21 protein-coding genes are annotated in these 24,723 nt (G+C 49.9%); 11 read left to right on the plus strand and 10 right to left on the minus strand.

The window, feature by feature from the left end; genetic code table 11:
- Positions 1-135: 135 nt before the first annotated feature.
- Positions 136-582, minus strand: coding sequence for a YkvA family protein (locus A0W33_RS18730; protein WP_068839614.1), 447 nt, complete (start codon positions 580-582; stop codon positions 136-138).
- 206 nt (positions 583-788) lie between these two features.
- Here A0W33_RS18730 and A0W33_RS18735 point away from each other — a divergent pair, with 206 nt between their 5' ends.
- Positions 789-1,340, plus strand: coding sequence for an SRPBCC family protein (locus A0W33_RS18735; RefSeq protein WP_068839615.1), 552 nt, complete (start codon positions 789-791; stop codon positions 1,338-1,340).
- 12 nt (positions 1,341-1,352) lie between these two features.
- A complete protein-coding gene (locus A0W33_RS18740) occupies positions 1,353-1,886 on the plus strand; it encodes a DinB family protein (protein ID WP_068839616.1) in 534 nt (177 codons plus the stop codon).
- A gap of 100 nt (positions 1,887-1,986) precedes the next feature.
- On the opposite strand, the gene A0W33_RS18745 is transcribed toward A0W33_RS18740, so the two are convergent.
- From A0W33_RS18745 to A0W33_RS18755, 3 genes are all read right to left on the minus strand, one after another.
- Positions 1,987-3,426 (minus strand): PhoH family protein, encoded by a 1,440-nt coding sequence (locus tag A0W33_RS18745; protein WP_082815301.1) that lies wholly within the window; start codon positions 3,424-3,426, stop codon positions 1,987-1,989.
- A gap of 309 nt (positions 3,427-3,735) precedes the next feature.
- Complete coding sequence (locus A0W33_RS18750) at positions 3,736-4,356, minus strand: AlbA family DNA-binding domain-containing protein (RefSeq protein WP_068839617.1); 621 nt, start codon at positions 4,354-4,356, stop codon at positions 3,736-3,738.
- A 154-nt stretch (positions 4,357-4,510) separates the two neighbouring features.
- On the minus strand, positions 4,511-4,879 hold the full coding sequence (locus A0W33_RS18755) for a DUF3127 domain-containing protein (protein WP_068839618.1): 369 nt from the start codon (positions 4,877-4,879) through the stop codon (positions 4,511-4,513).
- Between the two features lie 175 nt (positions 4,880-5,054).
- Here A0W33_RS18755 and A0W33_RS18760 point away from each other — a divergent pair, with 175 nt between their 5' ends.
- A complete protein-coding gene (locus A0W33_RS18760) occupies positions 5,055-5,996 on the plus strand; it encodes an isoaspartyl peptidase/L-asparaginase family protein (RefSeq protein WP_068839619.1) in 942 nt (313 codons plus the stop codon).
- 173 nt (positions 5,997-6,169) lie between these two features.
- Here A0W33_RS18760 and A0W33_RS18765 read toward each other — a convergent pair whose 3' ends face one another.
- Positions 6,170-7,063: a cyanophycinase gene (locus tag A0W33_RS18765; RefSeq protein ID WP_068839620.1), complete on the minus strand. Its 894-nt coding sequence runs from the start codon at positions 7,061-7,063 to the stop codon at positions 6,170-6,172.
- Between the two features lie 316 nt (positions 7,064-7,379).
- Between A0W33_RS18765 and A0W33_RS18770 the strand changes: the two genes are divergently transcribed.
- The gene (locus A0W33_RS18770; RefSeq protein ID WP_068839621.1) at positions 7,380-7,871 is read left to right on the plus strand and encodes a YciE/YciF ferroxidase family protein; all 492 of its coding nucleotides are present in this window, start codon (positions 7,380-7,382) and stop codon (positions 7,869-7,871) included.
- A gap of 140 nt (positions 7,872-8,011) precedes the next feature.
- Here the strand turns inward: A0W33_RS18770 and A0W33_RS18775 are convergent, their stop codons facing one another.
- Complete coding sequence (locus A0W33_RS18775) at positions 8,012-9,814, minus strand: M1 family metallopeptidase (RefSeq protein WP_082815302.1); 1,803 nt, start codon at positions 9,812-9,814, stop codon at positions 8,012-8,014.
- 421 nt (positions 9,815-10,235) lie between these two features.
- Between A0W33_RS18775 and A0W33_RS18780 the strand changes: the two genes are divergently transcribed.
- The 6 genes from A0W33_RS18780 (at position 10,236) to A0W33_RS18805 (ending at position 17,438) form a co-directional block, all read left to right on the plus strand.
- Entirely contained in the window at positions 10,236-11,978 is a 1,743-nt protein-coding gene (locus tag A0W33_RS18780) for a L,D-transpeptidase family protein (protein ID WP_068840241.1), read from the plus strand.
- 65 nt (positions 11,979-12,043) lie between these two features.
- Positions 12,044-12,586: a plastocyanin/azurin family copper-binding protein gene (locus tag A0W33_RS18785; protein ID WP_068839623.1), complete on the plus strand. Its 543-nt coding sequence runs from the start codon at positions 12,044-12,046 to the stop codon at positions 12,584-12,586.
- Positions 12,587-13,018: 432 nt separating this feature from the next.
- Positions 13,019-13,405, plus strand: coding sequence for a helix-turn-helix domain-containing protein (locus A0W33_RS18790; protein WP_068839624.1), 387 nt, complete (start codon positions 13,019-13,021; stop codon positions 13,403-13,405).
- A gap of 313 nt (positions 13,406-13,718) precedes the next feature.
- Positions 13,719-15,062, plus strand: a complete 1,344-nt coding sequence (locus A0W33_RS18795) for a DUF2254 domain-containing protein (RefSeq protein ID WP_068839625.1) — start codon at positions 13,719-13,721, stop codon at positions 15,060-15,062.
- Between the two features lie 51 nt (positions 15,063-15,113).
- Positions 15,114-16,517 (plus strand): TIGR00341 family protein, encoded by a 1,404-nt coding sequence (locus A0W33_RS18800; protein ID WP_068839626.1) that lies wholly within the window; start codon positions 15,114-15,116, stop codon positions 16,515-16,517.
- Positions 16,518-16,619: 102 nt separating this feature from the next.
- Positions 16,620-17,438 (plus strand): ion transporter, encoded by an 819-nt coding sequence (locus tag A0W33_RS18805; protein ID WP_068839627.1) that lies wholly within the window; start codon positions 16,620-16,622, stop codon positions 17,436-17,438.
- Between the two features lie 32 nt (positions 17,439-17,470).
- Here the strand turns inward: A0W33_RS18805 and A0W33_RS18810 are convergent, their stop codons facing one another.
- Genes A0W33_RS18810 through hemF form a run of 4 tightly spaced genes read right to left on the minus strand, consistent with a single transcriptional unit; the run spans position 17,471 to position 22,312 of the window.
- A complete protein-coding gene (locus tag A0W33_RS18810; RefSeq protein WP_068839628.1) occupies positions 17,471-18,406 on the minus strand; it encodes a DUF4249 family protein in 936 nt (311 codons plus the stop codon).
- A gap of 3 nt (positions 18,407-18,409) precedes the next feature.
- Complete coding sequence (locus A0W33_RS18815; RefSeq protein ID WP_082815303.1) at positions 18,410-20,785, minus strand: TonB-dependent receptor; 2,376 nt, start codon at positions 20,783-20,785, stop codon at positions 18,410-18,412.
- 49 nt (positions 20,786-20,834) lie between these two features.
- Positions 20,835-21,410 carry a phosphatase PAP2 family protein gene (locus tag A0W33_RS18820; protein WP_068839629.1) on the minus strand — a complete coding sequence of 192 codons (576 nt, stop codon included), beginning with the start codon at positions 21,408-21,410 and terminating at the stop codon, positions 20,835-20,837.
- Positions 21,410-22,312: an oxygen-dependent coproporphyrinogen oxidase gene (gene hemF, locus A0W33_RS18825; protein WP_068839630.1), complete on the minus strand. Its 903-nt coding sequence runs from the start codon at positions 22,310-22,312 to the stop codon at positions 21,410-21,412. Before hemF ends, A0W33_RS18820 begins: the two co-directional genes overlap by 1 nt.
- A 230-nt stretch (positions 22,313-22,542) precedes the next feature.
- Here hemF and A0W33_RS18830 point away from each other — a divergent pair, with 230 nt between their 5' ends.
- Complete coding sequence (locus A0W33_RS18830; protein WP_068839631.1) at positions 22,543-24,621, plus strand: alpha-ketoacid dehydrogenase subunit alpha/beta; 2,079 nt, start codon at positions 22,543-22,545, stop codon at positions 24,619-24,621.
- Positions 24,622-24,723 lie beyond the last annotated feature (102 nt).

The following is a 24,723-nucleotide window of genomic DNA, read 5'->3' on the forward strand; positions in this document are numbered from 1 at the left end:
GAACTAAGTAAAGCAGCGGCTCAACGCAACAGGTCCTGCAGATTTATAAATATGCTTTTGCTTCTGCCCCTGCACAAAAAAGAGCACCCTGCTTAACAGGATGCTCTTTGTGGCTTAGGGAGATAAAAGAAACAATTAAAACCGACCAATGTGGTCGTAGCTGGTGTGTGCCTCCCACTCCCTGAACTTGGTTATCTCCTTCATAAAGGCATCGATGAACCAGGCCATCAGGCTTATGTCATCCAGCAGCCCCAGTGCGGGTATAAAGTCCGGAATTAAATCGAGCGGCGACACCAGGTAAAGCAGTACCGCCACACCTAGCCCCAACGACTTCTTCGATACATCCCGGTAATGTCCGTTAATGTATGCCCTTACTAGGCGAATAAAGGTTTGCATGAAGTTCTTCAGCTGGTCGAAACCGCTTTCCTTACTTTCCACATTCACCAGCTTATTATAGGCTGTCGTCAGCAACAGACCCAGTTTGAAGGGCTTGCCCAGTAACCCGCCGGCCTTACCTGTAAACTTTTTGAAGATAGGGTTTTGCGAAATTGTAAATCCTTTCTTTATCCAGTCGTTAAGCATATATTCTCTTTTTTTGATGTTCAGTATATTCCTGTACGTTTATATCCCGGTAATGGCTGCATCAGTGGCATCGCAGATGCGGACAAGGCTAAATATATTAAAATAAATATACCTATAACACTTGATTAGCTCGCAATAGCTTCTTAAAATTGGTACATTGATGACAGCAAATAATACAAGCTCTCGCATTTTAAAAATTTCGCTACATGAGGCTACCAAAGATTGGTTTGATCGCGCTTTTGGGTTTATCAGCCGCCGCATATGGGGCTGCTTACCTGTTGCCCACTCAGCTGGAAGTGGAGCGCAGCATACACCTGGTACAGGAGCCGGCACTGGTGTACCGTTACCTGAATAACCCCACAGAATGGCCGAACTGGAGTGCCATCAACAGAAAAGACGATCCCTCGGTTATTCACCTGTACGGTGGTCCTTTTGAGGGGAAGGGTGCCCGCCTGCAGTGGAGCGGCGACGAAGTGGGAAATGGCCATATTATTTTTACAGAAAGCACCAGCCCCAGCAGCCTTGTGTACCAGCAGTATTTGCCCGGCGCAAACGATACGGTGCAAGGATACTTCACAGTTCAACCTGAGCGGGATGGTACGCTGCTGACGTGGCGGCAAAATGCATCCCTGGCGCAAACCTTCGAGGGGAAGCTAAAAGGGATCATGCTCAAACGCCGGATGCAGCAGGAGCAGGAAAAAGGCCTGATGGGGCTAAAAATATTGCTTGAGAACCAAAGTAAAAAGAAGACATCCTAAAACCTACTACAAATGCCTACGACGATAAATAGACCGGCTCCGGACGAATACCCGGATTACTACCATGGGTACATGGACTTATTACCTGAAGGGGACGTTCTTTTCCTGATGGAAAAGCAGACGGCTGACCTGAGGCATATGTTCAAAAACATTTCTGATACGCGTGCGGAGGAAACTTACGCCGAAGGAAAGTGGACCATGAAAGAGCTGTTGCAGCACATGATTGATTCCGAGCGCATTTTCGGCTACCGTGCCCTGTGTATCAGCCGTGCTGAGGAAGCCTCCTTGCCAGGTTGGGATGAGAACCGCTATGTAAACAACTCCTTAGCCAACATTCGCCCTTTAACCAATTTGCTGGAGGAGTACGAATTGGTGAAGCGCAGCAACATGGCCATGTTTAAAAGCTTTACTGCCGAAATGCTTAGCACCGAAGGCATTGCCAATGGCAGAAGAATAACCGTTCGGGGTCTGGTCCATGTGATGGCAGCACACGAACTGCACCACATGCGGATTCTGGAGGAGCGCTACCTGAGGCGGAAAAGCTAAACAGCGTATAGAAAATAAAGAGCCCTGGCGCAAGAATAAGCTTGTGCCAGGGCTCTTTGTTTTCTAATTGAAGGATACCTGATTCTATAAATGCTCTATACTACAAAAGATCATTTGCCAAGTTAGCCAACTCAGAGCGCTCTCCTTTCTGCAAGGTGATGTGCGCATAGAGCGGGTGGTTTTTAGCCCGGTCGATCAAGTAGGAGAGGCCGTTACTCTGAGAATCCAGGTAGGGCGTGTCGATTTGGTAGATGTCGCCGGTAAAGATGATTTTGGTGTTCTCTCCGGCCCGCGAGATAATCGTTTTCACCTCGTGCGGCGTGAGGTTCTGCGCCTCATCCACGATAAAGATAATATTCGATAAGCTTCTCCCGCGGATGTACGCCAGTGGGGTGATCATCAGCTTCTCCAGCTCCACCATTTCGCGCAGTTTCTGGTACTCCTTGCTTGTTTCGGAGAACTGGTTCTGTATATACTTCAGGTTATCCCAAAGCGGCTCCATGTACGGGTTCAGTTTTGACTTAATGTCGCCGGGCAGATAGCCGATGTCTTTGTTGCTTAGCGGCACCACCGGGCGCGCCAGGTACAGTTGCTTGTAGTCGCGGCGCTGCTCTACGGCACTGGCCAGCGCCAGCAGGGTTTTACCTGTGCCGGCCACGCCCTGTATACTCACCAGCTTTATCTGCGGGTTCAGCAATGCATGCAGGGCAAACGCCTGCTCGGCATTGCGGGGTTTCACGCCGTAAGCCGTGTGCTTGTCCACGCGCTCCAGCCGTTTCTCGGTAGCGTTGTAAAAGGCAAGTATGGAATTCTTGAAGCTCTTAAGTATAAAGAAGTGGTTGTCGGCCGGCGCCTCCTTCAGTACTTTCTCAACAGCGCAAAAGCCTTGCTCATACAACTCATTTATACTTTCAGCGGGTACATCCTCAACTGTATCGTTGCCGGTGTACAAGCCTGCCACATCCTGTATCTTTCCGGTTTCATAATCCTCTGCGGTGATATTCAAAGCACGGGCTTTCAGACGCAGGTTGATGTCTTTTGTGACCAGCACCACCTTGTTTTCCTGCATTTGCTCCTGCAGTTGCAGCGCTGCGTTCAGAATGCGATGGTCGTTCTTGTCACCGAAGATTTCCGTGGCCCCCACACCCTTCGTCTCATGGTTCATCAGCACTTTAAAGTTGCCTTTGTTCTTGCCGTTCAGCGGCAGCCACTCCTGCAATTTGTGCTCAGCCGACAGCTTATCGATAAAGCGGATAAATTCCCGGGCCTCGAAGTTCTTGATGTCATTGCCTTTTTTAAAGTTATCGAGTTCTTCCAGCACCGTGATCGGAATAGCCACATCATGCTCCTGGAAATTCCTGACGGCGCTGTGGTCATAGAGTATGACAGAAGTATCGAGCACAAAAACTTTCTTCTGTTGCGTGTCCAGTGCTTTTGATTTCTGTGCGGCTGGTTTTGCGGATTTACTTACGGTTAGGTTGCTGCCTTTGCTGCGGGTGGATTTAGCGGCAGGAGCGGTCTCTTTGGTTGCATGCGCCATAGGTATGGGGTTAGGGTGAAACCATGTTAGCAGTAGCAGCTGAGATTGGGTGCAGCGGCATACGCTGTTTCTCCTGTTTACGATAGATTCGGGGGACAGGCCATGGTGCTGAGCCTGTGGGAGAAGGGGAAAGAAGGGTGCGGAAAGCTGTAAAGTTCTTATTAAATAGCTATACCCTTGACAGCTAATAAATTATAAATCAGGGATAGAGGTGAATAAATATTTAGTTTTTGATATTTTTTTTGAAGTAGTCTATGCCGCTACAAGACAGGCGCTGTACAAGTATGGCGCAGTAATGATGACTAGCTGCTAAGCCAGGGTATAGAAATCCTCCTTCTCCTTATCGTGGAGCAGGAGATAGCCATGAATTACGAGCTTCACCAATATTCTGTAGGCACGGCGCTCGGAGAGGTTTGCCAGTTTCATATATTGGTTTAGGGTAATGCGCGGATGTGTGAGCAGGTAATCCAGCACAGCGGTCTCGTGGCGGTCCAGCGGGAGCGGCTCAAAAGCGGAAGGTTCCTGTTCCATCACTTTGTCTACCATTTTAGAGGTCTGCACGCTAGTATCCTTCACCCGCACAAAACCACGCCAGTCATCTTCCTTTACTTTGGCAAAATGCGGTTTTGTCTTGCTTTCCGCTATAGTCACTTTCAGAACTGTTCGGTCATCCTGCTCAATTTCCTCATACTGCAACAGCACAGGCGGGTCGCAGTAAAAGCCAGCTGCCAGATCAAGCGTGTGTTTTTCCTCTTCCGGGTCCACGCCACACACATAGCCGTTGTCCTTTACACCAACAAGTATGGTGCCGCCACGCGTGTTGGCAAAAGACACCATCGTTCGGGCAATTTTCTCCGGCTTCGTCACGCGCTGCTTAAAATCAACGGTGTCGCTCTCTCCTCCGAAAATCAGTTTCTGTAGCTCGTCCATGAGTATGCGAAAAGTGAAACAGCAAGTAAGCCGTAGTGGTAACTGCCTATACTTGTACTGCGCTCAAAAGGTAAGGCATTGTGCTGAATATAAAACAAAAAGCGAGCCTATACGGCCCGCTCTGTTAAGTTTATGTTAATTGGCTGAGATCTGCTTAGAAAGGCAAGTCGATGTCAGCGTCGCTGCTATAGAAAGAAGGGGCATCCTGCTGCTGGGAGCCTGCTGGCGCACCCGCCTGTCCGGCAGCTGCCGACTCTAAACGCCATGCCTGCAGGTTGGTAAAGTACATGGTCTGGCCGTTTTTGGTGAAAGGCTTGCCGGAAAGGTTAAATGTTACTTTCACTTCATCGCCGTTCTTGTAGGTGTCAAGCAGGTTGCACTTGTCCTGCGTCAGCTGAAATTTGCAGTACTGTGTGTATGAGCCATCCGGAATCTCCAGCACAAACTCGCGCTTCTTGAATTTGTCACTGATCTGTTGCTCTTCAAAGATCTCGTACAGCTTACCTTGGATATCAAAAGACATAATAAATGAATTTAGAATAGATTATTTACTTAGAACAAAGATAACTAATTTCTGCTAAAATTAGGTCCCGTTAAAGGCCTTTATCACGGCTTTTCCGCCAAAAAAATCAGCTATTATAACACCCCATTCGCAGCAAGCGTAGAGGGGAAGCAACACCTTAACATTTTACCGATACATGAAAAACATAGCCATAGCCCTGCATGGAGGAGCCGGTACCATTGAGAAAAAATCCCTTTCACCTGAACAGGACAAGGCTTTTCGGGCTGCGCTGAAACAAGCTGTTGAGGAGGGGCACCAGGTGCTGGCAAGAGGCGGCAACGCCCTCGATGCAGTAGAGTTGGCGGTGACACTGCTGGAAGACTCCCCTCTTTTCAATGCCGGCAAAGGCGCCGTGTTTACGAAGGAAGGAAAGCACGAAATGGACGCGGCTATTATGTGTGGGCGTACGCTGGAAGCCGGGGCGGTAGCTGGTGTGCGTAACATCAAAAACCCGATACAATTGTGCCGAAGCATCATGGAGCACTCCGACCACGTGATGCTGAGTGGGTACGGTGCTGAGGAGTTTGCGCTGAACCACGGCTTGGATTTCGCCCCTGAGTCCTATTTCTTTAATAAGTTCCGGTATGAGCAGTGGAGCGAAGTGCGCGACACGAATATTTACCAGTTAGACCACACCGTGCACACTGACGAAAAGTTCGGTACAGTTGGTGCCGTAGCCCTGGACGCCGCGGGAAACATAGCCGCGGCCACCTCTACGGGAGGCATGACGAACAAACGCTACAACCGTATTGGCGATACACCCATCATCGGGGCGGGTACGTACGCGAACAACGCCACCTGTGCTGTGTCGTGCACCGGCCATGGGGAGTATTTTATGCGCGCTGTGGTAGCCTATGATGTTTCCTGCCTCATGGAATACAAAGGGCTTTCGCTACAGGAGGCTTGTGAAGCGGTAGTTAACCGGAAGCTGGTTAAGTTTGGTGGAGAAGGCGGCCTTGTTGCCATCGCGCCCAACGGTGACGTGGCAATGCCCTTTAATTCCGAGGGAATGTATCGCGCAAAGAAAGCAGGGGAGCAGCAAGCCTTTGTGGCCATCTACAAAGACGAGCAAGTATAAAAGTTTCACAGATCCAGCGGGCAAAGAAACTACTGAACCTGCTGCTGTACATGCTATGAGTTGCTTCGCCTGTGCTGTACATGCTATGAGTTGCTTCGCCTGTAGCATATTCATATCAAACGAGCCGTCTTACATATACTATATGCTGCAGGCAAGAATATTAGCTTAAACACTTAGCTACTGGTTTCCTGTAGGTTTGCGTGGCGGTAAGCCTCCTCACTGGCATAGAAGGTACGGGTGTTGATATCAAAGATATTGCCTTTGGCGAGCACGTGCATCACCATATGGTCTATGGCAACAGGGCGACCTTTCTCCACATCGTTGATATTTGTATACTTTACCTCATGTCCGTCGGCAATCACCACCAGATTTGAACCGATGGTCTCTACCTTACAGCCTTCTGTGATCAGCACACCGGTGTCTTCGCCCAGCCCGATTCCAATAGTTTTCGGATAGGAAACCACGGCCTCCATTAAACGCCCGAAGCGGCCGCGCTTCACAAAATGCGTGTCGATGATGGCACTGTCTAGCAACTCAAGCCCGGTACCCATTTTCACAGCCCCCCGCAGGAGCGACTCCGGAGCACTTCCTCCTTTTATCATGCGCTTGCTCATCGCCATGGCGCCGGCACTGGTACCGGCAATAACGAAGGGTTCGTGCCAATAACGATGTTTCATTACTTCCAGTATCTGAGTGTTCAGGAACATGCGCGTGATACGTGACTGATCGCCCCCGCTAAACATAACACCATCGCAGGCGTTCACACGCTGAATGTATTCAGAAAGCTTCGCATCGTCCTGCGTTTTGATATGCATTAAATTCACGTTCTCCACACCCAAAATGCTGAAAGCACTTAGGTAACGCTCGCCTACTTCCTCCGGAATCATAGAAGCCGTGGTGATAACCTCTATATGGGGTTGTTTCGCAGGAATTTCTTTCAGGAAACGCTTTAGGATGCCTAGTTCAAAAAAATCCAGGTAATATTTTTTCTTTGATCGCGGGTTCGGGTAAGTGCCTTTGTCCTCGTTGCCGCCAACTGCTATTAGTTTTCCTTTTGGTATATCCACAGGTAATGATGGGAGTGATTTAAGTTGAAGTAAAAATTTTAAGGGTCAATTATCATACGGCAGAAGCGCGTTTAGTTTGCGCGCGCCTCTGCTACGCTCATTTTAAAAGTATAGGGATACAACAGAGAATACAAGTAATATTACCGCTTTTATATGCCGCTATATATGAAATATACTATAACAAGATTCCATTAACCCAATATTAAAGCTTTTTGCTAACAAAAAGTCATATTAGTATAACTCGAAAGTAGCAGTGCCGTATAGATTGCCAAAGACAGTAACAAAGGATTATTTTAACGCGAAACCTTTCCAAGCTATGAAACTAAACAACTTAAAGGATCTGATGATCCACGAACTAAAAGATATTTATAACGCTGAGCAGCAGATCACGAAGGCACTTCCGAAGATGATGGAAGCCACTTCTTCTGATAAGCTGAAGAAGGCATTTCAAGATCACCTGAACGTAACCGAAAAGCAGATAGAGCGCCTTGACAAGGTGTTTGAAACAATAGGAGAAAAGTCTTCAGGCGAGAAGTGCAAGGCCATGGAAGGCATCATTAAAGAGGCGGAATCAATGATGAGCGAGCGCGCTGATGCAAGCGTGATGGATGCCGCTTTGATTGCCTGCGCACAGCGTGTGGAGCACTATGAGATCGCCGCTTATGGTACGGCCTGTACTTATGCCAAGCAGTTGGGTATGGATGACGTGCTGAAGCAGCTGAAGATGACGCTGGACGAAGAAAAGAAAACAGACGAATTGCTGACCCAGATTGCTGAGCAGTCTATTAACATAAAGGCTCAGAAGTAAAGAGCCTAAAGACGTAGGAAAGGCTCTGTACCTTCGCCTGGCCTAACCAGCAGGTAGGAAGGTAACAGAGCCTTTCGCATGAACAGAAAAGGGAGACCATAACGGCCTCCCTTTTCCTGTTTTACATTTTTCGCCTTAGGCTATTTCAGGAGTTCATCCAGCGTAACGGTAGATACAGCATGGTAATTCGGCCGCGCATTGGCATATATAGCAAGTGCTTTCTTCTTTCCCTCCGGCGTAGAAATCAATGCCTTGTAAATAGGCACCAGGAATTTACGGCGTCCCACATTTGTCAGGAACGTTTCGAGGGCTTTATCTGCGGTGGTGTAGTTGTTGTTGATGGCGTGTATGAACCAGGCAGCCAGCACTTCTGAGTTTCCGGAGTTGGTAAAGTTGAATGCCTTGTCCAGCTCGGCTAATTGCTGCTGGCTCATCTGCTCAGGGAGCAGGCGTATAAAGTGCAGCCACTCGTGGCTCGACCATTCTTTTGTGTTTAACTGTGCGGCTGGTTTGCCACCCTTCCAGCTCTGGAAAGCCTCTTCCACTTTAGCGAAACGGGTGCTTGTTGGCGCCACAAAGCCTTCCGGAATCCCAGGAGAGTATACCCACCCTTCGATGTTGATTTCCTTTGCCAGCTCTTCATCGCCTTTAATCAGCTCCTTGCGCAGGAAATCCAGAAACGTTTCTGACTCTATACTTTGAAAGGCAAAAGTATTAAAGTAGTTGTTTATGAAAGCATCAAATTTCTCACGCCCCACGGTATTTTCGATGTGGCGCAGAAAGAAGTTTCCTTTTTCATAAGCAATATCAGTCAACCCTTCATCAGGATCGCGCCCTTCTAGGTCCAGCTTCAGGCGGGTATCTTCACTGTCCGCGCCAATGTCGTTCAGCGTGTTGGTCAGGTCCTGGTAGCCGAGCACCTGCAGCATGTTGGCGTAATCTTTTCCGTACAGTTGCTCCATAATGCGGCGCTCGAAGTATACGGTGAAGCCTTCGTTTAGCCAGAAGTCGTTCCAGGTAGCATTAGTCACTAAGTTGCCACTCCAGCTGTGTGCCAGCTCATGGGCGATCAGGCTGGTGAGTGAGCGGTCTTTGGCCAGCACGGTAGGGGTTACAAAGGTAAGGCGCGGGTTTTCCATGCCACCGAAAGGAAACGATGGCGGCAGCACCAGCAGGTCGTACTGGTCCCATCTATACTTGCCATAGATTTGTTCGGCGGCCTGCAGCATTTTATCCATCTCGGCAAACTCGTAGGCGGCGGCTTGAATGGTGGCAGGCTCGGCGTAAATACCTGTCTGAGGCCCCACCTCGCTGAACACCAGGTCACCAACGGACAACGCCATCAGGTAAGACGGTATCGGTTGCTTCATCTCGAAGGTATAGGTGCCCGTGGCGTTTTTCTCCACCGGGTTTTCGGCACTCATTACAGCCAGAAGCTCTTTCGGCACCTTTACGGTGGCATTGTAGGTAATGCGGATGCCCGGGCTATCCTGAATCGGAATCCAGGTACGGGCAAGTATGGCTTGAGACTGAGTGAATAAGAACGGGTGCTGCTTGCCCGCTGTTTGCTGCGGGTTGAGCCACTGCAGGGCCGCGGCATTAGGGGAGGTGGTATACTGTATGGTTACTTTTTTAGTGTCAGGTTTGATTTTAACGACCAGCGGGCGCCCCAGGAATTCTTTTTCCTCTCCCAACTCAAAAGTCGTCTCTTCCATCTGATCCCCCAGAAAAACCTTCTCAATGTTTAAGCCCCGGGTGTCAAAAATAATCTGGTTTGTCCCTGTCTTGTTTTCGATGCGGTAAGCGGCGGTTCCGCTTAATATCTTCCGATCAAATTTAACGTCAATGTTCAGGTCCAGGTGTTTGGCCACCGCCTCTGCAGGATTGGCAAAGCTGTGAACATCTACCGCTACATTGTCCAGGGCGGTTTGTTCTGTTGTCATAGTCTCTTTTTCATTTGTGGTGGTGGAGCAGGAGGCAAGATGAAGGCTTGCGACCACGCCCAAACTAAGTAAGCAGTGGTGATAGAATCTCATTGTCTTTGTCGGATAGTTTAAGCGAAAGATAACTAAACTGGTCGAATTGTTAAAATGTGCCGCTTCAGGCAAGCTTCATCTCTCAGGGCACCATATTTGCAACACAAGTATAGGGCGCCTTATCAACGCAATTTATACTTGCCTCAGCTAAGTAAAAGGCTGTTGCATCGGGGGCACAACTTTTTAACAGTTTTTGAAGTACATGTAGTTGCACCGCCTTTTTTAAGGCAATAGCAGCTTGTTTATTGCACTTTACTTATATCAGGCTGCTGCTTATAATGCGTTCTTGCGCATTACACAAAAGTCCGCACAACCAAACAACACAGACATGAACCCCTTCAAATCAAAATATCTCAGATATGGCTTATTGCTTCCTTTATCGGCATCGCTGCTGATCGGATGCGGAAACTCAGAAGAAAACAAAGAAGGCAACATCACCGACGGCCTTTTTGGTAAAAAGGAGTTGCCCCAAGCCTCTACCGACAGTGTTTTTGTAAAGCAATACATCAGCAAGCAGCCGGAATTCAAGGAATTTAACGACCTGATGTTTCACTTTTACGGAGACCGTGATTACAAACTCGCCTGGTTCCGTGAAAACGAGCTCGTACCACAGACCCAAAAGTTTCTGGAGGTAATAGATAAATCAGAACAGGAGGGGCTTGACCCGCAGAATTATAAGGTGGTTGACCTGGAGAAGATGATTCAGCAGTACAAACAGCTGGAGCCACAGGACTCTTCCCGCCTGGCGCTGCAGCAAGAAATTGATGTGGCCCTCACGGCCTCATACTTCAACTATGCCTCAGATTTTTACCGGGGCCGCGCCAATCCCCAACTCAACGCCAGTGATGCTCAGTGGGATGTGAAGCGTAACAAGATCAAGCTCCACAAGGCACTTCAAACGATACTGAAGGAGCGGGAAAGTACATATCCCTACTATGAGTTTGAGGCCCTCCATACCGGCTATACCCGCCTTCGGGAAAAGCTACAGGAATACAGGGAACTCGAGAGCAGGGGCGGCTGGCCTAAAGTGGAGCTCGGCAACCGCAAAAAGCTCGAGCAGGGCGATACTGCTCAAGCCGTTATAGCCTTAAGAAAGCGCCTGAACCCCAGCCAGACCTTTGCCGCTACCGACCCTAAAATGAAGACATATGATGCCCAGCTGGTGGCACAGGTGAAGAAATTCCAGATGCTGAATGGACTAAAGGAAGATGGCGTAGTGGGAGGGAACACCCTGAAGCAACTGAATGTGCCGGTGGAGGACCGTATCCGCCAGATCATGATCAACATGGAGCGCTGGCGCTGGATTCCGAAACGCCTGGTGCCAAAGAAGCTTGATCAGAAGTACATCTGGGTAAACATACCTGAGTACAAGCTCTATATTTACGAAGACCCCAATAATGACCCTGAGGCAGAACGCCAGTACAAAAAAACAATGGAAATGCGGGTTATTGTGGGAAAGACGCTTAACTCAACACCTATATTTAGCGACAAGCTGGAGTATGTGGTGATGGCGCCCTATTGGAATGTGCCGAACAGCATTGTGGCAAAAGAAATGAAACCCAAGTTGGTGAACAATCCCGGCTGGCTTGCAAGTCAGAACATGGAGGTAGTAACGAAAGACAAAACACCGCAGTCGGTTTCGCCTTATTCCATCGACTGGGCCAATGTTTCGGAGGATAACTTCAACTACCGGATCCGCCAGAAGCCAGGCCCGAAAAACTCACTGGGCATGATCAAGTTTTTGTTCCCTAACGAGTATGCGGTTTACCTCCACGACACTCCAGCCGATGCGCTCTTCAGCCAGACGAACCGCGACTTTAGCCATGGCTGCGTGCGGGTGCAGTATCCTGTGAAACTGGCAGACTACCTGTTGGAGGGAATGCCCGAATGGAATGAGCAGACAATAAAGCAAACCATGACATCGGGTGAAGAGACTTGGGTGACCTTACCGAAGCAGGTGCAGGTATACCTGGTATACTTTACCAGTTGGGTTGATGACAATGGGGACATCCATTTCCGGGAGGACATTTACGGGCACGACAAAAAACTTGAAAACGATTATTTCGGATAAACTTAAATGATAAACTACTGGAGCAGCCCAACCGGCTGCTCCAGTAGTTTAAAAGAGCATGAGGCATGAGAAAAAAATATAGTTACCTGCTGCTGCTACCGGTAATGCTTTTGGCTTGCAACCAGCCCGAGGCAGAAGATAGCAGTACGAAGGAAATGAATATACCCACAGATTCCTCTAGTGTGGCAAGCGCCCCCATTGCCTCGGAGACTGACACTACCTTACAAAAAAAACAGGAACTCACCCTTCGCGCCCTTGGAAATACATTGGACGAAATCAGGTATGATACTGATACATTGGAAGTAGAGCCTGGGGCTTTTGTAAAACTCACTTTTGTAAATGAAGGCACAGATATGCCGATGGTGCACAATGTGGTGTTCACCGAACCGGGGAAGTATAAACAGGTTGCCTTGGCTGCTGAAGAGGTTGGGGCCTCCGGCAACTATGTACCCAATTCACCTGCTGTTATTGCGTCATCTCCAATGGCACTTCCAGGGCAGACGGTGGAGTTGGAGTTTACAGCACCCCTGAAAAAGGGCTACTACAGTTTCGTGTGCACGTATCCGGACCACTGGCATAAAATGCATGGTGTGCTGGAGGTAAAATAAAAAGCAGTGAATAACTCCTTAGCGGGGCAGGTTTGACGAAGACGTCATCAAGCCTGCCCCGTTGCTTTTGATACACTTGAACAAGTAACTGACACATGCGCTGCCAAATTGCACATTCATGCAGAACTCACAGAAAGTATAGCTGAGCAGGAGGGCAGAAAGGAGAAGTATGAAACTGATTTTATGCGCTTTGTGGATAACTGAAGTTATCCACAAAGCGCATCTTTAAGCCTGACACAATGGCACATATATAATAAATTAAATATAAGGGGTGAGGATTTAGTAACTTCGATATGCAGGCTATTCAGTTAGAGCAAATGAGAACTAACAGTTATACCGGAAGGTATTGCCAAATGTATATCTACTGTTTATAATTGTAAACAGACAACATTACAATTGTAAATTCGTCTACCTGGTATACCTCTTCTTCCTATGATCGAAAGAATTCGCCAGTTAATGGAATATAAGGAGTTTACCTCCACGCAATTCGCTGATGCCATCGAAATTCAAAGAGCTACCATGAGCCACCTTCTAAGCGAGCGCAACAAGCCTAGCCTGGATGTAATCGTGAAGATCTTGAGTGCCTTTAGAGACATTGATCCCAACTGGCTGCTGCTGGGCGAGGGGGAAATGAAACTCAGCGTTGCTTCCGCTGCACAGCAAGCGGCTTCGCCTGCACCAGAACCAGGACAACTAAAGCAGCCGGAGCCGCAACGCCACGCGGGGCCAGTGCCCGTTTTCTCATCAACCGCAAAGCAGGTCGAGCAAATAGTCATTCTCTACAAAGACAACAGCTTTGTATGTTACCAGCCTTCTTAACCTCAGGTTCTGAAAGGAAGGCAAAACAGTTTCTACTTCTGTTGCCCTGTAGGTTCTGTATTTGATCAATCCTTCTGTCGTGGAAACTGATTCTGAACATACATTTCATTACCTGAGCTGAACAAGAAGACGCGCTGCTGCTTTTACAAGTATAAAATGCGCTTGGGAGAAGTTTAATTTAAGTTTATCCTTAGTGCCTTTGTAAACAGAACCTCAACAGTGGAAGACAGCGCAAACATAAGTACAACCTCCCGCTCCAGGTATAAGTAAACTTCTATACTGCCCATTTCAGTCTCAAACCCCTGCAACTTACATGGAAAGAATTACGAGCCGGTTTAAATTTGCCTATAGCTACATCATTAATAGCATAGGTTTCTACCCCTCCATTATATCACTGTTCTTTTTTGGGCTATCGCTCTTTATGCTATACATGGAGGCGAATGGCTTAAGCAAGAGCTTTAAAGACAAACTGCCCTTCATGATCATCACCGATGAGGCGACGGCACGGCTGATTCTTAGCTCGATCACCACAGGAATTATTTCCCTAACGGTATTTAGCTTTACAATGGTGATGCTGGTGCTGAACCAGGCAAGCGCCAATTTTACCCCACGGGTTATTCCGGGCCTCATTTCCTACAAATCTAACCAGCGTGTGCTGGGTTTATACTTGGGCACCCTGATCTACACGCTCGTGATCATGGTGAACATCCACGCGGATTATTACAGTATTCCGTTGCCCGGTTTTTCGATTTTCCTGGCGATGTGCTTTACCATATTGTGCTTAAGCTTCTTTGTCTACTTCATTCATTCCATTTCCCAATCGATCCAGATTGAAAGTATACTGGAGAGTATTTATCACGTTACTTCAGACAGGCTTAACGACGAAATTGCCAAAGACAAAGGAACAGGTATACCAGGCGTGTTCGACACAGACAAAACGTGGCACCCGCTTAAAAGCCCGCAGACAGGTTACATTCAGAACATGGACCGGGGAGCCGTGCTGGAGATTTGCAGTGAATATAATGTGGCGCTATATTTCGAACAGCCCCTGGGGGCATTTTTAGTGGAAGGAGTGCCCTTTGCCCGCACGGATAAACCCATAGATGACATGGATGGCTTTACCGATAAGCTATTTGCCCATGTAGATTTTTTCCGGGAAGAGCGGCCAAGCGTTAATTACCTGTTTGGGTTTAAGCATATAACTGAAAGTGCGGTAAAAGCGCTGAGCCCCGGCATTAACGACCCCGGCACGGCCATCAAAGCAATCGATTACCTGACGGCACTGTTCTCGCTGCGAATGCGCCTGACGGACGAAAAGGTGCTGTACGACAAGAAGGGCAAAGCACGCATACGGTTTGAGCACGAAACGTTTGGCAACCTGTACGCCATGTGCCTCGGCCCGATACGCCTGTATGGCAAGGGCAGCAGTGTAATTGTGATACGGTTGCTCTACTTGCTGCACAGTTTGCTTTACAAGGTGCAGTCGCGGCCACACCTGAAGCCTATACTTTACAGGGAGGCGCTAATGCTCCTGCACGATGCCGACAAGGAAATTTCAAACCCGGGTGACCGGCTGCAGATTAACCATCAGGTAAAACAGCTAAACGCGCGGCAGATTTTAGATAAAGAATTGCCGCTGCTAAACGTGTCACTTTAGCTATCTTCGCAGGAGTCGTTCTTATTTTTTTATTCAACTCCTTATTCAATCATGCTGTTTCGAGCCTTCAGAAAGCTACTGAGTAACGTCTTTAACATTCAACATCAAACGGATGAGCCGGGCACCATCCGGGAGATAAACGATAAAATCCCTATCAGGGGAAACAACACCTGGATGCTGATTTGCTCGGCTATGCTCGCCTCCATCGGCCTCGATACCGGCTCAGGCGCGGTGATTATCGGCGCCATGCTTATCTCTCCGCTCATGTCGCCCATACTTGGCGTAGGACTGTCAGTTGGCATCAACGACCGCGAGATGCTGGTCGACTCCTTAAAGAACCTGGCCCTTGCGGCCGCTGCCGGTTTGGTGGTGAGCACCTTCTACTTCAGCATCACACCGCTTGGCGAGCCGACGAACGAGCTACTGGCGCGCACCCAACCTACCTTACTGGATGTGCTGGTGGCTATTTTTGGTGGCGTAGCCGGCATTATCTCCATCTCCCGCTCCGACAGGTCAAATGCCATTCCAGGGGTTGCCATCGCCACCGCTTTAATGCCCCCGCTCTGTACCGCGGGCTATGGCCTGGCTGTGGGAAGGATGGATTTCTTTTTCGGTGGCTTTTACCTGTTCTTCATAAACGCTGTTTTCATCAGTCTCTCTACCTATATGATCGTGAAGTACCTTCACTTCCATACCAAAGACTATGTTGACAAGGCAAAGCAACAGCGGGTGGCGCGCATCATGGTGGTGATGCTGGTAATCGTGCTGCTTCCGAGCGTATACTTCCTTTACAATGTATACATAGGCGTGAAGACGAAAAAACAAATTGAGAGCCTGGTGATCGCCGACTTCATCAGCCGTAACAATGAAGTGCTGAAATGGGAGGTGCAGGACAATGACTCCCTCAAATACATCAAAATATACAGTGTAGGCAAGCAGGTGGATGAGCAACTGGTGCAGCAGTACAATAGCGTGCTGCAGGAGAATAGCCTGCCAAAGTACAGAGTAAAGCTGGTGCAACTAGATGTGTCACCGGAGGAGGTAGAGCAGATCGCCTATGATATAACGCACAACCTGACCCAAGACATGCTGAAGACCATGGAGCTGCAGAAAATACAGGAACAGCGCTCAGACAGTTTGCGCAGGCAAAAAGCGCTGTACAGCTCAGGTGCTGCCACACAGGACTTAAAGCTGCTGTTCCCGGAGATACAGCGGGTGCAGGTGGGAGACATGATAACCACCTCCAACCCAGCCAAGCCAGATACCATTACCCTGGTGATGCTGGACTGGGAAAAGGCCGAAGCACCGGAGGCGACAGCAAAGATGAGCGCCAGAAACAGAGAGACGGCACAAAAACTTCGCGAAGCACAAATAAAGGCTTATGAGCGACGTATAGGCAGCTATTTAAGTGCAAAGCTCAGGCGCGATTCTGTTCAGGTTGTTTCAACTTATTAAAGTTGTAGGCAACGGTACTGTAAACCGGTTGTTTAGGTAGTCGCATTAGATTTAAAGTTTCTGCTTGCGTAAGCCAGTGAAACTAAAGCAATTTTATTCCGAATGACTCCATCCAGCCCGCTTAAACGAAGACTGTACAAAGTGATTTTTGAGGCCCATACGCCATTGGGCAAAGCCTTTGATATCCTGTTGCTGCTTCTGATTATTTCCAGTGTGCTGGTGGTTTCACTGGAGAGCGTAAAGGAACTGAGGCGGCAGTACCTGCAGCAGTTCATTACTTTGGAGTGGATATTCACAATACTGTTTACCATTGAGTACCTCCTCCGGATTTACAGCACACCCAAGCCACTGAAGTATATTTTCTCCTTCTTTGGCATTGTCGATCTGATTTCCATTATCCCAACCTATCTCAGTCTAGTGATTATGGGCTCACAGTACCTGCTGGTAATACGAGTGCTGCGCCTGCTGCGTATTGCCCGCATCTTTAAACTGACGCACTTCATCAACGAAGGGAAGCAGTTATCAAACGCGCTACGAGCCAGTTTTACAAAAATAGCCGTGTTTATAGGCACAGTGCTACTCCTGGTAGTTATCATTGGGTCCATCATGTACATCGTAGAGGGGGAGGCAAGCGGCTTTACCAGTATACCAAAGAGCATTTATTGGGCAATAGTTACCCTCACCACCGTTGGCTACGGAGATATTGCCCCTGCCACCCCACTTGGCCAGATACTGGCAAGCTTTGTCATGATCATGGGCTACGGTATTATCGCCGTGCCGACAGGAATTGTAACAGTGGAGATGTCGCGCACAGCACGGAAAACGGCAGAAACCCGTTTATGCCCCAATTGCCACCAGGAGGGGCACCCGGTAAGCGCTAAATATTGCTTTAACTGCGGCTACCATTTCGCCGCTATGTAGCAATTACCCGCCCAAAGGCGCTACATAAAAATCTATTTGATGATGATCGTGTGATAGGTAACACCATAGCCGCCCCAGATGCCCAGCCCGCCTTTAATGTTGGACCGTGTGATGTTGGGTGAGCCAATGGGACTGCCGTTGCTGTTCTGTTCGTTTTCCAAAGTATACCAGAAGCGGTAATGCGGCAGATCGATGGCTGCCCAGCGCACCGTCACGGTATCGCCTACACCAAAGTAACTGTACAGGTCCTCGTTTATCGCTGCCTGACCCTTGGGTTCTCCCCGGTCCAGGGGGTAATCGATCGTGGACCCGTTGATGAATTCGTCGTTGAAAACGGACGTGAAAAGGCCGGCATAGAAAGGCTCGCTGTTGCGCCTGGTGAAATAGCGCACGCTGTTGCCCAACGTATCCGGGTCATTGTAACGGTAGTATAATATGCGCAGGCTGTCCTGCTCAGGCAGCGGATGCGGTCCTGCCCAGAGCGAGTCGATAGGGTTCAGATGCGGGATGGTTGTAGTCGCACTTAGTCTCGCTTCCTCGTGCGTAATTTCTAGTTGGTAGGACTTCCCGGTTTCCCCTTTCAGCTCATCCGAGGTATAAATGTAAAAAGTGAATCCCCCGCCCAGGGACAGAAGCTCCGGCCGCACACCAAACTGCACCGACAGGGCCTGCTTCAGCTCATTGGAGAACTCTGTGGAGGGCACTTCATCCAACTTATACGATTGACCGCCGGAACTCACCGTCACCTGCGCGTCGTGCACAAAGCTATCCTGCAGGTTCTGTAATGACACCTCGGCAAAAACCGGTGCGGTACGGGTAAGAATGATGATCGGCGGTGCGTCCTGCTCAATGTGCCCTTCCACCACCAGTTCCGGCTTTCCTTCGGGCAAGTCGATGGTGATGTTTTCCTCACAGCTAAAGAGAACGCTGCTGCAAAGAAAGGCAAGTATAACGGTCAGCTTTCCCATAGTTTATTTCCAGCTAAAGTTAAGTGTAACAGAGGGCAGCGGGAACGGCACAATCGATACTTTTTTCGCCTGCAGCTTCACGCTGGAGTCAAAGGCGTCGCCCTCGTTATCAATGTAATAGAGGTAAGGATTTTTGCGCCCGTACACGTTGTAAACGGAGAAGGTCCAGCTGTTCTCAATGTTTTTCCATTTCTTTCCCTCCAACGTCGCCGACAGGTCGAGCCGGTGCGTGGGCTCCATCCGGAAACTGTTGCGGTCGCCGTACCGGTAATTTACCGTGCCCTCCAGGAAATAGCGCCGCTCAGGCATAGTTGTCGCCTCGCCGGTGCCATAGACAAAGCTTCCGCCAAAAGTCCAGCGGTCGTTATACTTGTAGCTGCCCACCAGCGAGAGATCGTGCCGCCTGTCGTAGCGGGCAGGGAAGGTGTTGCCCTCGTTCAGCTGGGGGAAGTTGCGGGTGGTGCGGGAAAGGGTGTAGCCCATCCAACCCTGCAGGCTTCCGTAGTTCTTGCGCAGAAAAAGCTCCACACCATAAGACTTTCCCTTGCCGGATACAAACTCATACTCCAGGTCGCGGTTGCTGGGGCCTGGAGAAAACCCCTCTCGGTACTCCAGCTGGTTCTCCAGGTCTTTGTAATACACCTCCACTGAGCCTTCGTACTGGTTGTCTTTCATACTTCGGAAATACCCTATGGCATACTGGGTGGAAAATTGCGGCTCCACCAGGGCAGAACTTGGCACCCACACATCCAGCGGCAGGGTGGTATAGGCGTTGGAGACCAGGTGCAGGTATTGGGCCGATTTTGTAAAAGCGGCTTTAAGGGCAGCGTTATTGCTCAGCTCATAATTAAGCGACACACGTGGCTCCCATGAACGGTAAGAAGCTACGCTCTCGCCGGAGCCATAGTTGGTGGAGCCGGTTACAACCTGGTTCTCATTAAACTGATACAGCGTGAAGGGACCCGTTTGGCCAAAATAGCTGTGCCGGAGCCCCAGACTTAGCAGCAGTTTGTCTGTCACGTAAAAATCATCCGAAAGGTAGATGGCTGCTTCGTGCCCATACTTGTTTCGGATGCGGTCGGTGCCAAAGGTTTCTCCCGCATCGCCCGCTGCTTCGCCGGTGCGGGGGCGCAGAATGTGGTACGTGTACTGCATCCCATACTGCAGGTGGTGCCTTACGTTCGGCTTGTAGTTGAAATTTACCTGCGTGCTGTAATCGCTTATTCCTGTTTTCAAAATCGTGCTGAAGCCGGCGAAGTTTCCAGTGAACTGGAAATCATAGTTGCTCATAATTGCCGAAACATCCATCTCCAGCTTATCTGAAAAGGCATGGTCCCAGCGGGCAGTGGCGCTGTTGTTTCCCCAAAAAAACTCCGAGGTGAAGCGGCCGTCGGATAGGGTAAACGCTCCTACATCACGCCCGTAGTAGCCGCTCAGCGACAACTTGTCTTTATCTGAAGCCCGGAAGCTAAGTTTGCCGTTCACATCATAGAAGTGGTAGGGGACTCCGCCTTGTTCTGTATTTTGGAGAAAGGGATTCAGCAGCACATCCACGTATGTGCGCCGGCCGGAAAGTATAAACGAGGCTTTGTCTTCCACAATCGGCCCTTGCAGGGAAAGCCGTGACGCAATGAGCCCAATGCCGCCATCAGCCCTGAAATTAGAGTAATCACCTTCCTTCATGCCAATATCCAGTACCGAGGAGAGGCGGCCACCGTAGCGGGCGGGCATGTTGCCTTTAATGAGGGTAGTGTTGCCGATGGCATCGCTGTTAAAGACTGAGAAGAAATTGAAGAGGTGGCCGGGGTTATACACCGTAGCCTGGTCGAGCAGCACCAGGTTTTGGTCTGCCCCGCCACCGCGAACATAAAAACCCGTACTGCCTTCTCCCGCCGATTTTACACCGGGCAGTAGTTGCACCGTCCGCATGATGTCTACTTCCCCAAAAAGAACTGGCAGCGTCTTAATAGTCTCCAGCGGTAATTCCAGTTGCCCCATCACTGCCGTTTCCTTCATCGGGGGCTGGCGCTCAGCTGTAATCTGCACTTCCTGCACGTCGTAAGCTGTAGGGCTCAGGGTGATGTCGAGAAACGTATTTTTTGTCAGCTGCAGCGGCTGCTCCTTTGCATCGTAGCCAATGGAGCGGGAGACAAGGGTGTACCTTCCAGTCGGGGCCACAAAGCTATACCTGCCGGCTGCATCCGTTACCGCACCGGCGCTGGGGCTTTCCTTAAGAGAGACAGCGGCACCCGCCAGCGTTTCGCCGGAGTTGGCATCCAGCACGCGCCCCGAGAGGGTGTGGAGTTGCTGCGCCACCGCAGGAGGCACCACAAAGAGCAGCCCCAGAAGAAGTATAAAAAAGTAATTAGATTTAGGCAAACCTGTGTGCTGTTGAGTTGTGATTGAAACAACAGTTTCGTGTAAAGGTTTAACGCCGGAAGTAAGGGTATTTGTTCACCAGAACCGGGTAGGCCAGCGCGCAGATATAAGCCATGCAAGAACCCAATAGCGCCCCCAGCAGCACATCGCCCGGAAAATGCACCCCTAGGTAAATACGGCTATAGGTCACAACAACAGCCCATACTATAAGTATAACCTTGAAGATAAAATACCGGTCGGAGAGGATAAGGTTGAAGAAAACAGCCAGTGCAAACGTATTGGCAGCATGCGAGGAAATAAACCCGAAACGGCCGCCGCATCCCTCTACAATATTTATAAATTCTGAAAGGGAGGCATCGTGGCAGGGGCGAAGCCGCATGAAGTAGGGCTTCATAATACCAGATGCTATAAAGTCAGACAAGCCAATGGCAATAACCACCAGTAGGAGCATCGGGATACTTTGCCGGCGGTAGCGCCAGACTAAATAACCGATCAAGGCCAGGTAAAAAGGAATCCACACCAGCTTTTCAGACATGAAAATCATCACCGTGTCCCAGAAGGGGCTGTGCATGTCGTTCAGGTACAGGAATGCTTCCCTATCGAGCTGCTCCAGTTTCTCCAGCATTACTTTCCAGCGTTAAGCCAGTCAATCTCTTTTTTAAGGTGCAGCTGAGTTTGCTCCTCCAGGCTGCCTGCCTCCGGCGTAAAGTTATAAAGCCAGGAGGCGTGCGTTGGCAAACTCATCAGAATGGATTCAATGCGCCCTTTCGTCAGCAACCCGAACTTGGTGCCGCGGTCATATACCAGGTTAAACTCCACGTAGCGACCCCGGCGCATGAGCTGCCACTGCTTCTCGCGCTCTCCGTAAGACAGGTCACGGTTCTGGTTCATGATGCGTGTGTAAAATGGTGCAAAGGCATAGGCCACATCATGCACGAAGGCCAAACGGTCCTCCATAGTAATCTCATCCGTTGCCGAGAGTCTGTCGAAGAAAATACCGCCTACGCCGCGCGTTTCTTCACGGTGCTCGTTGTAAAAGTACTCATCCGCCCATTTCTTAAACTCAGGATAGTAGCTGGGGTGGTGCTTGTCGCACACGGCCTTCATCTGCTCATGAAATTCGCGCGCCTGCTTTACATCCAGGTAAATAGGTGTAAGGTCGATGCCACCACCAAACCAGGCTTGTCCGTTTCCTGCCTCAAAGTAGCGCACGTTCATGTGGGTGATGGGTACCATTGGGCTGTGCGGGTGCATCACCACCGATACGCCCGTCGCGAAGTAGGCCGGGTCCGGCATCTGCAGCATCTTTAGAAAAGCCGGGGAAAGCTCGCCCTGCACCGCCGAAAAGTTTACGCCGCCCTTTTCCAGCACATTACCGCCCTGTATCACACGGGAGTTGCCGCCGCCGCCTGTTTCGTGCTGCCACACATCTGTGCTGAAGGTAGCGCCGCCGTCGCAGGTTTCAAGGGCATGGCAAAGGTCAGCCTGGAACTGGCGCATAAACGCCTCCACTTTTTCTCTAAACATTTGTTATAAACGTTAGCTTTTAAACGATAGACACAAGACGGACTTCTACCCGAAACAGTAGCACAACAGTACAGAAGAGGTAAGCTTGCAGAAATTTTTATTGTGTCTGAAATTATTGATTTCTGAACATTGCATCAAAATTACCAATTATACCTCGCTTTGCCGAACCCATTCTGTATTTTACTTAAAAGCTGAAAATTCGTAAATTCGGCCAAACCTTAGAAAATCATATGCCACAAGATATGCTGGAAGCCGTGAAGCTGGATCTGGACCTGCTTAAAAAGGCTTACCGACTAATGATTACGGCCAAAACCATGGCCGACACCTACGAAGAAAACAAAGCCATCTGCAGCAAGTATGTGCACAGTACCTCCCGGGGCCATGAAGCCATACAACTCGCTGCCGCCCTACAACTAAAGCCATACGATTTCGCCTCGCTCTACTACCGTGACGACTCCATGCTGCTGGGCATGGGCTTGCAGCCGTACGAACTGATGCTGCAGCTGATGGCTAAAGCCGATGATCCGTTCAGCGGCGGCCGCACGTACTATGGGCACCCGTCCCTGAAGCGCGAGGGCTTTCCCACCATCCCGCACCAAAGTTCTGCCACCGGCATGCAAGCAATCCCGGCCACAGGCATGGCCCACGGATTGGCTTACCTGGAAGGGCAGGGACTCTTGGAGGGCGATGAGAAACCAATTGTCATTTGCTCGCTGGGAGACGGCTCTGTAACCGAAGGAGAGGTGTCGGAGGCGTTCCAAATGGCGGTGCTGAAAGGCCTGCCAATCATCTACCTGATTCAGGATAACGACTGGGGTATTTCGGCGACAGGCAAAGAAATGCGGGCCATGGATGCCTTCGAGTTTGCTGCCGGCTTTAAGGGAATGGAGCGCCTGCGCGTAAACGGTTCTGACTTTGAAGAATCGTACGAGGGGGTGCGCGTGGCTATTGACTATGTGCGTAAAGTGCGCCGCCCTATTCTGGTGCACGCGAAGGTGCCACTGCTGGGTCACCATACCTCCGGTGTACGCCGTGAGTGGTACCGGGGGGATAACCTGCAGCAGCACAGCGTGGACGACCCAATTCCAAAATTGCGCGAAGTTCTGCAAGAGGCGGGGCTTTCAGTTGAAGAAGTGAAGCTGTTGGAGCAGGAGGCGATGAATACCGTTGCCGCCGATTACGAGCGAGCCCTTAACGCCCCAAACCCGGACCCGGCTACCTTTGACCAGCATGAGTTTGCACCGACACCCGTAACAGCGGAAAAAGGCGAACGCAGCCCGGCTGGCGCAGAAAAAACAACCATGGTTGATTCTGCCCTGCATGCCGTTGACGAAATTTTGAAAAGTTACCCAGAGGCACTCTTTTACGGACAGGACGTTGGGGGCGAGTTGGGCGGTGTTTTTCGCGAAGCAGCGCTATTGGCTAAGAAGTATGGCGATGCCCGTGTTTTCAACACACCGATTCAGGAAGCCTACATTGTGGGATCAACAGCCGGTATGTCGGCGGTAGGAACCAAGGCCATCGTGGAGATACAATTTGCCGATTACATCTGGCCGGGCATCAACCAACTGGTGGAGGAGCTTTCCAAAAGTTGCTATTTGTCGAAGGGACAGTTCCCGATACAGTCGGTTATCCGTGTACCCATTGGCGCCTACGGCGGCGGCGGGCCCTACCATTCCGGAAGTATTGAATCGACGCTGCTGAACATCCGGGGCATCAAAGTGGTGTTCCCAAGCAATGGAGCTGACATGAAAGGATTGATGAAAGCCGCTTTTCTGGACCCGAACCCGGTGGTGATGCTGGAGCACAAAGGCATTTACTGGTCTAAAGTAGCGGGCACCGAAGACGCTAAAACGGTGGAGCCGGATGAAGAATATATCCTGCCACTGGGAAAGGCGAACATTGTGCAGCAGGCCAGCGAGGAGGAAATCCGCATGGGTAACAGCATGACGGTGATCACCTACGGCATGGGCGTGTATTGGTCCAAAACGGCATCGAAACAGTTCCCGGGCAGCGTTGAAATTGTGGACCTGCGTACGCTGAACCCGCTTGATTATGAAACGGTGAGAGCATCAGTGGAGCGCCACGGCAAAGCGCTGGTACTGACAGAGGAACCACTGATGAATTCTTTTGCCGAGTCTCTGGCAGGACGTTTGTCGAAAGACTGCTTCCAGAAGCTAGATGCACCGATCTATACGTTGGGGGCAGCCAACCTGCCTGCCATTCCGCTGAATGTGGAGCTTGAAAAAATGATGCTGCCGAACGCTGATAAAGTAGCGGCAAGTATGGAGGAACTGCTGAACTACTAAAGCAAAGTAGCTGCAAGTATAAATTCAGAAATTCATAAATAAAGGCCCTGCTGATTTACCGGTAGGGCCTTTTTATTTTAGCTGGTTTAGTTCTGGTTGGCT

Source organism: Pontibacter akesuensis (assembly GCF_001611675.1).
Lineage (GTDB): Bacteria > Bacteroidota > Bacteroidia > Cytophagales > Hymenobacteraceae > Pontibacter > Pontibacter akesuensis.